4 protein-coding genes and 2 pseudogenes are annotated in these 8,904 nt (G+C 41.8%); 3 read left to right on the plus strand and 3 right to left on the minus strand.

All coding sequences use genetic code 11. The annotated features are described in order from the left end of the window. The first annotated feature begins 31 nt into the window (after positions 1-31). The 3 genes and pseudogenes from IM509_RS05005 to IM509_RS05015 all read left to right on the plus strand — a co-directional run. Complete coding sequence (locus IM509_RS05005) at positions 32-187, plus strand: hypothetical protein (protein WP_185237251.1); 156 nt, start codon at positions 32-34, stop codon at positions 185-187. Positions 188-388: 201 nt separating this feature from the next. Next, positions 389-1,249, plus strand: a complete 861-nt coding sequence (locus IM509_RS05010) for an exosortase-dependent surface protein XDP2 (RefSeq protein ID WP_287716511.1) — start codon at positions 389-391, stop codon at positions 1,247-1,249. A 120-nt stretch (positions 1,250-1,369) separates the two neighbouring features. Then, positions 1,370-1,456, plus strand: a pseudogene (locus tag IM509_RS05015) (PLP-dependent transferase); the annotation flags it as partial. Between the two features lie 41 nt (positions 1,457-1,497). Here the strand turns inward: IM509_RS05015 and IM509_RS05020 are convergent. From IM509_RS05020 to IM509_RS05030, 3 genes and pseudogenes are all read right to left on the minus strand, one after another. Continuing rightward, positions 1,498-7,710, minus strand: a complete 6,213-nt coding sequence (locus IM509_RS05020) for a cadherin domain-containing protein (RefSeq protein ID WP_502882245.1) — start codon at positions 7,708-7,710, stop codon at positions 1,498-1,500. A 604-nt stretch (positions 7,711-8,314) separates the two neighbouring features. Beyond that, positions 8,315-8,557 (minus strand): annotated as a pseudogene (locus IM509_RS05025) (PIN domain-containing protein); the annotation flags it as partial. Positions 8,558-8,610: 53 nt separating this feature from the next. Then, positions 8,611-8,904, minus strand: a 294-nt coding sequence (locus IM509_RS05030) for a PIN domain-containing protein (RefSeq protein ID WP_502882246.1), incomplete at its 5' end; no start/stop codon positions are given.

Consider the following 8,904-nt stretch of genomic DNA (forward strand, 5'->3'; position numbering starts at 1 on the left):
AACCCTTATATAGAAAGGCATTTAGCGATTTTTGTCAATTGTTTTTGCTCTAGAGCGAACTAATCAATTAAGTCTCTTGCCAGATAAGGATTTAGTCGATTTATGCCCCCCTATCGAACCATACCAAGTAACGAAGAACCGATTTTCATCTGGTCAATTACCTAATTTTCAGGGAAAAAGTACCTGAATTTTCCCCCCGCTCACTCCCAGGTCCGGTACTTTTGGATTGACAAAAAGTCTAAAAGTCTTATCCAGCAAGGTTTTTAGATTTATTCAGCAAGCCCTACTTAATTCCATTCCCTAACGAGGTCATTTATCGATGAGTCATCTTTTCACGCAGTCGCAGCACCTCGCCGCTCTTTTCAAAATCGCCGCCACGACCACCGGAGTGGCCTTGGCTCTCACGACCGGAACACCCGCGCGCGCGGCGGGTTTTCTCCCCTTTTCCTTTCAAACCAACGTTACCGCGAGTCCGGACCTAACCGGAAATCCTAATCTTCTCAACGATCCCACTAGAGATGTCCGTCTCGATTCGGTGGTTTTCAACGGTTTAACGGTCAGTCAGTTTGATCTGGTCAATGCGGGTCGGGTTATCCGCAACGATACCGCCGACGTTACTGTGGGGGGAATCACATATACTAACGGAATTCTCCACACGGGTTACGGACCGAACACGACTAGCGATCCCCTGGTCGGGGAGGGTTCAGCGAAACCGAACCCCACCGACGCGGATATCGCCGCCAGTTTGGGCAATTTAAACCTGAATAGTCTCCTCGTAACCCGTGAGAACGCCGATACTGCAATTATCGAGGTTTCTTTCGCCCGACCGGTGAATACGTTCTTTTTCTGGGAACGGGGGGGAACGCCGGGGGGAGCCGTTGCGGGGGATAGCGATTTACTGGTGGAAGCGATCGCGGACGATGGAACAACGGTTTTAGCCAGCTATAAAATTTTACGCGCGAACTACACGAAAGCGGACTATAACATCAGCACAATCGTTCCTCCCGTCCTCAACAACGGCCCGTTCAATATTGGTTCGATCGGGATTCGGCTCGACGGTATCCGCGCGCAAACCCTGCGCTTAACTAGCGAGCGCAATAACGATCCCCAACGTTTGAACGGAGTCGGCGATAACGGGCCAGATTTCAAAGTAATCGCCGCCGATGTCAAGGTTCCCGAACCGAGTGTCGTGTTCGCAACTCTACTCGCAGGAAGTCTTGGAATCTTTGTGAAACGAGGCAAGGCCTGATCGTTCTACTCCCAGTAAGGAGTGAATGCTTTTAATGCTGTTAAAATGCCATCAACCAGCAAATTTCATTGTTGACATCCTCGCCGCCGTAAAACGGACGGCGAGGATGTCAAGAATCCGACCACCGATGTCTTCGAGAAGCGGATCGCGGCTTTAGAAGGAGGCGCAGCAGCCCTGGCCACCTCTAGCGGTCAGGCGGCGCAATAATGGAATGGGCCTTATCCCCCTCCGTTTAACCCGAACTAGGGTTAAGCAATAAAATTAAACGCCAAAATCCCATCATTAAAATCGTTATCGCTGATATTGGGTAAGTTCCCCGGTAAATCCTCAAAGCCAAAGATATTATTCCCCCTTGACCGTAAATGTTCCGCCCCATCGGGATTTGCCGCCCCAAAGGAGAAATAGGCCACTTCATGACTTATATAGTTTTCTAGGGTAGCCGCCACGTTATCGGGATTCTTGGTCAAAAATGCCTGAACACTCCCTTGCAGACTTTCTCCCAGATTGCCCCCATTGGCAATCACAAAGGGTGCGTAGCGTCGCCCCCCTTCCAACAACACATCCCCAAATTCAGCGGCGGTGGTGCTTTGGTTTGCCCCTTCCCCACTGGCCCGCAAAAAGAAGTTATTCACCGCTTGACTTAAGGCGGTACGCGCATAACCCGCTTGACCCGGTTGAATTAACTCTGTCACGTTGCCATCTCCATCTAAATCGAGGCTATCAAAAACGGCTCCGTTATCATCGGCCACTGGATAGAGACCGACAACGTTATTAAAGAAAGCTCCCGTCTGTCTAAGTCCTTCCTCAATGGCTCTGACCTGTATGCTACCGGGCAAGTTACTGAAGTTGAAAACCAGAGAACCTTGTCCATTACCCGTATCTTTAAATTCAAGGGTTTGGGGATTAACGTCTTGATCGGGTAGATTGGTAATTTCTAGGGTGAAATTAACCGTTGCGTCTGGCGTGGCATTGGGAGCCGGGTTGAGGGTAGTATCCGTTACCGCAACTGTCAAGTTATAGAGGGATTGGGCTTCAAAATCAGCCTTACCGATGAAGAATAATTCCCGGCCACGAATCTGGAAACTGCTCTGATCACTGCCCAACAAAGAAAGGCTATTGGTCCCCAGGGCATCATCGCTGATCTGAATATCGGCAACTTTGACACCTTGACTGGTATCGGTATTTTCAGCGATCGCATTGGTGCTATTGGCCAGAATTAGGGCTGTGGGAGCTTCGTTGACATCGGTGATGTTTAAAGTGAAGGTTTGGGTGAGATCGGGGGTGACACCAACGGTTGTATCATCGACATTGACGGTGACTTCGTAACTATTTTGGGCTTCAAAATTAGGGGTAAAACCGACATAGAAAAGGGCTGAATTCTGAATTAAGAAGCGCTCCCTATCCCGTCCCGTGAGGAAGAGATTATTGGTTCCTAAACCATCATCTTCAATCAGGAGGTCGGCGACTTTAAATTCTGGTGTGACATTGACATTTTCAGCTAACTCGGTGACAGCATTTTGGAAAATTAGGGCTGTGGGAGCTTGATTACTAGGAGTTTCATTAACATCATTGACAGTAATTGTCAAGGTTTTCTCAAAACTTAGTCCCCCTTGGTCGGTGGTTTTTACTCGAATACTGTAACTATTTTTGGTTTCAAAATCTGGGGAATTATTAATCTGTAATTGATTCCCTACAATCGAGAATGCTGAGTTATCTGTATCTCCTGTCCCTGTAACTAAACTATAGGTAAAGGTATTACCAGTATCGGGGTCTGTGGTAGAAAATGTTCCTATCACTGTGTTAACAGGGACATTTTCATTTACTGTTGTCGCACTTAATGCTAAATCTGTGGGAGCTTGATTACCGGGAGTTTCATTAACATCATTGACAGTAATTGTCAAGGTTTTCTCAAAACTTAGTCCCCCTTGGTCGGTGGTTTTTACTCGAATACTGTAACTATTTTTGGTTTCAAAATCCGGGGAATTATTAATCTGTAATTGATTCCCTACAATCGAGAAGGCAGTATTATCTGTATCTCCTGTTCCTGCTATCAAACTATAGGTAAAGGTATTACCAGTATCGGGGTCTGTGCTGGAAAATGTTCCAATTACTGTGTTAACAGGGACATTTTCATTTACTGTTGTCGCACTTAAGGCTAAATTTGTTGGAGCTTGATTACCGGGAGTTTCATTAACATCATTGACAGTAATTGTCAAGGTTTTCTCAAAACTTAGTCCCCCTTGGTCAGTGGTTTTTACCCGAATACTGTAACTATTTTTGGTTTCAAAATCTGGGGAATTATTAATCTGTAATTGATTCCCCACAATCGAGAATGCTGAGTTATCTGTATCTCCTGTTCCTGCTATTAAACTATAGGTAAAGCTATTACCAGTATCGGGGTCTGTGCTGGAAAATGTTCCAATTACTGTGTTAACAGGAACATTTTCATTTACTGTTGTCGCACTTAAGGCTAAATTTGTTGGAGCTTGATTACCGGGAGTTTCATTAACATCATTGACAGTAATTGTCAAGGTTTTCTCAAAACTTAGTCCCCCTTGGTCGGTGGTTTTTACTCGAATACTGTAACTATTTTTGGTTTCAAAATCGGGGGAATTATTAATCTGTAATTGATTCCCCACAATCGAGAATGCTGTATTATCTGTATCTCCTGTTCCTGCTATTAAACTATAGGTAAAGGTATTACCAGTATCGGGGTCTGTGCTGGAAAATGTTCCAATTACTGTGTTAACAGGGACATTTTCATTTACTGTGGTTGCACTTAAGGCTAAATCTGTGGGAGCTTGATTACCGGGAGTTTCATCGGTGCCAATAGTGACAATAACTGAAGCTTGATCGTCTTCATTGGGATTATTGTTATTGGGAGTAGAATCAGGATCAGGTTCAGTTACTGCAATCACTTCAGCAGTATTAGAAAGACTTCCTCCAGAAGTAACTTTGGTAACGATATCTACGAAAGCTTGATTATCCTTGGCGATATTCCCTGCTTCCCAAATGCCAGATGTGGAGTTGTAAGAACCTTGCTGAGGATTTGACGAAACAAGAGTTAATCCTTGAGGCAAAACATTTTTTACCTGAATTGATGTTGCAGCCCCTGGACCTTTATTGGTTAGAGTTATTTTGAAAGTAACTAGGTCATCAATATTCGCTGTCGTTTTATCTGAAGTTAGAGAAAGTTCCAAATCAGCAGGTTGAATTGTACCAGGTGCAACGTTGAAACGCTGTACTACTGAGTCATTGTCTGGATTAAAGTCTGCTTGTGCGCTTGAGACTTGAATCAAACTACTGGTTGAACCCGAACCAACCAATCTGCCTGAAACAACTACTGTTGCTGATTCATTGACGTTAAGGCTGCCAATATTTGCAGTAATTGCACTGCTAGAAATACTTCTCGTACCTTTACTGGCAACAGCAGACACATCAAGGATATTTTCAAGGGGCAAGTTATCGCTGAGTGTGACTCCTGTTGCATTAGAAGCACCGATATTTTTAACGGTAATGGTGTAGCTGACTTGATCTCCTAAAGTAAGAGAATTAGTTACTGGAGTCACACTCACTTGTAGATCTACTCCAGTGGCTGCTGTTGGTGTGAGAGCAAGATTGTAGGTGGTGTCACCTTCGTATTGGGATACTTTTACAAAGTAGTCTCCTGCGGGTAATGCCGTAATATTAATATTTTCATCTTGATTGTCTGTTCCTTCAGAAAGCTGAATCACTTCATCAGAAGAGATTACACCGTCTCCATCTTTATCTTGAGACAATTCTAAATCGGCATCTGCTGATAAGCCACTAAGATTGAGGGTAACTCCACTAGGATTTGTCAGGGTAAAGCGGTAATAGTCAATCGGATCAACATTACCAACAAAATCGTTTTGGGTGGAAGCAGTTAAAGTGCCAAGATTGAAGGCAGTGGTAAGGGTACTACCTGCTTTATCAGGTGGAATAACTGACGGAGTTGCCGAAAGGTTAAGGTTATAGTTTGTATTGCCACTATTACGCCCCAAATGCAAGATATAATCACCAGCGGCTAATCCTGTACGGCTAATTTGTTCGCTGGTATCTCCTTCTTCATCAGATGTGACAATAATTTCATCAAAATCTAGAATGCCGTCATTATTTTTATCTTGTCCAACTTCAGCAAATAAATCACCATTTACTAAGTCAGTAACATCAACGGTCAAATCGCTGATAGATGATAATGTGAAACGATAGTAATCATCTGCATCCACTTGACCAATAAAATCTGATTGCTGGACATTATTACTAATGATTCCTAAATTTTTAGCATTAGTTACTGTATTTCCTGCGTTGTCAGTTGGAACTGGTAGAGGAGGAACTGTTAAACTAAGGTTAAAGCTAGTATCACCACCCTTTTGGAAAATGCGAATGTAGTAATCAGATTCGTTAAGGTCTGTCAAATTGAGCGTTTCAGGATTATTACCTAACTGATTTGAACTTGCTATAACGTCCTCATCTTGAAAAATACCATCTCCATTAAAATCTTTGATTAGCTCTACATCAGCATCAGCAGCAAGTTGATTGAGAAGTAAGTTAAAATTTCGAGATGTACTGAAGTAGATGCCGTCAATTTTATCTTCATCTACTGGATCACCAAGTGTAAAGCGATAGATAGTTTCAGGATTTCCAGTGTTAATCGAGCCAGTCGTACTGAAGTTTCCTTCTATCTTTCCTATATCTATTACATTATTTATAAGGATGAAGTTGTTGACAGTTATGGCAGCAGTAGCTACAGGTTCAACGCTTTCAGATGCAAAAGAGAAAGTGCTGAACCTCTGATTAGAATTTGTAGTTGCGCTTGGTGCTTTGAGAGTAAAATGAACGTGTCCATTATGATTAGATGCAAAACGAACTTTTTTAGGGTCTATATCCCATGTACGAGGATCATTAAAATAAACCTCTTTTACTGTAATTCCTCCTACATTAGCGTTCAAGAAAGAGGTAATTAAGTTTCTTGTATCTGCAAGAACGTATCCCTTTGTAGGAGTGCCATTTGCATTATTAAATACAGCATTAGGGTTATCAATAATCAACCATTCATCCTGATCTGCTTTCCCATTATTGTTGGTATCTGAAAATAGTTCTTTGATAACTTGCTTGTTATAGATGTCAAGACCAGTTATTGCTTTAGTAAGATTAGCTGGTACATTAGGATCAGCAGATTCATACTTTCCATTTGTGTTTTTAATGATAACTTTACCATCAGGAGCTTCTACATACCAAGTATTCTTAGTGCCAAACTTATTTTCCTTAAAAAACATATTGTTTGGTGCATATGTATTGCCGTCACCTTTTCCGGCTGTATCTATATCTAAATCCATCCCAGCTTCGTGACCAGAGTGTGCTGATGTATCTCCACCCTTTTTTAGACTTGTTCCATTTACATTAAAATTAATATTAGGATTTGAAGGAACTACGGAGTTCAGAACATCATATGTCCAATTAGATGCCCATAATTCTATGGGTGAACCTTGAACAATTCCAACTCTTGGTATGGAGGTACTTTTTAATTCAGTCCAGCGTGGAGCATTAGTAGCATTAATGAGTTGTTTAGCATTATCCTTACTGAAACTTTTCTCATTCAAAACTTTGCTTGAGCTACTAACTACAGAATTAAATAATTTTATTGCCCATTCAGTGTTACCACCAGACTGTCCATCAACAACTAAAGGACTGCCACTGCTACCCGGAAAACCCAAGTAAGCTAGTCGTTGTTGTTGAGTATAAATATCAAGCTTTCCAGTTCCAGTTTTTACTGGATTACTTCCATCAGTCTTAGAAAAACCATCAGTAACACTTACTTGAACGGTAATGGACTTTTTAGTTTGATCTTCAACATCAAAGCTCACTTGACCTATACCAGGATGTTGCTTATCTTGACCATAACTAGAGATTGCACCATTTACAGTAGGGACATAGTATAAAGTTGTATATACACTCCCTACAATGGCATTTTCTCCTTTCTCATTAATCAACTTACCTTTGGAGGAATTTGGTAGGGATTTCAGCGTAACATTCCCACTTTGCTTACCTAAATCGAGTTTGATGACATCTCCTACAAGACCATTGAAGTTTATTTGAGCATTGTCAGTAGAAACAGAAAAATACCAAGCTGTTCCTGATTGAGGAGCAGTAACAACGATATTGAGAAAGTCTTGCCCTTGCACTTGCTTAAATGTTACATTTCCAGTTTTACTTCCCGAAACAAGTCCTCCAGTATTGACAATGTCCTTTCCTGCATATCTGACCTGAAATTGATCAGGAATAGAATAATGCTCGTAGAAATAGGTAAGAGTAACATTTCTTTCGGTTTGTCCTTGGGGTAGAGGATCGAGTTGAAGAGTTTTGTTAGTTCCACCTACACCACCACTGCCCGAAAGACTGGCTTGCTCAATCAGAACTTCTTGCCCATCAATTACTACCACTGCATGATCATCTTCCGTCTGAATCCGACTCAACCCCGAAGGACTTAAACTTACCCCGCGTGCCAACGCCGAAAATAACTCCCCCTCATCCCCCACCGTATCCACCCTATTAATTTGAGCATCCACAAAATGCCCAATTTCTTCCAACACCACCGCAACCAAAGCATCTGAACTAGCAGAAGCAAAAAAGCTTTCAGATAGATATATCTTATTGGTGCTAATCCCATAAGCGCCATTTGCACTACCTAAAACACTGCTGTTGACAACCTCAATCGGGGGAAGTTGACTAAAATTTCGACTTTGCCACTGCTGTCGTAATTGCGTCGCTTTAACCACATCATAACTTGTGCCAAAAGCGGTTTCTAAATTCGCCCAAAAACCGTCAGATTGAGCGAAATTGAACAAAACATCGTCAACAACAGGAAGAATCGGCAACAGGGTAGAAGTCATGACAGTAACAGCAAAAGTTTATTGCTAAAAATTTTGGCACAACAATTGCAAATTTCTCAAGACCCCTGTAACAGAAATTAACATTGATCGGGAAAACTGTATTTCTAAATCATCAGTTTTTCTGAATATTGTCTCTCAATTCCCCCCTCACAACTTAATCTAATTCATTTGCAGTTTGCAAAACCTCCTCATAAAGTTGATGACTGATGCGAAAATTTGCTTGGCTAATTAGAGACTCCATTATCGGTTGAACCTTAGCAATCAATCCTCTATTTTTAGCGATTAAAAGAACTCCTAGAACCCCCGTAATTGACAGCCCCAAACGCACAGCCTCCCTCCGTCCAAGACGCTCATCAATTAACAATTCATCTGCTTTTAATTCTAAGGCAAGAGCGATTGGCTCTTCTGGTTTCTGTGTGTAAACGAGGTCTATACTGATAGTTTCTTCTTTCAAAATAGTCCTAAAAGTCTTGCCCAGTAAGCATTTAACCTTACATAAGCAAAAATTATCACACAAAGTCGAGAAGAGCCAGCGATTGCTTCTGCTTCGCCAATATCTAAATTATAGTCATTGCTCAAACAAGCCACAAGTTCCAAATTAGAGGCTTGTTTAACCTGTATCCAGTTCAGAGAAATTATCGCTTTAATGCGGATATCTTCCTCAGTTAAATTGGCTAATTCATTGGCAACTGCTTGGGGAATAACAACATTAGTATAAATATCTTTTAAGATTGACAGATAACC

It is taken from the genome of Microcystis sp. M31BS1, assembly GCF_020245285.1.
Taxonomy (GTDB): Bacteria; Cyanobacteriota; Cyanobacteriia; order Cyanobacteriales; family Microcystaceae; genus Microcystis; species Microcystis panniformis.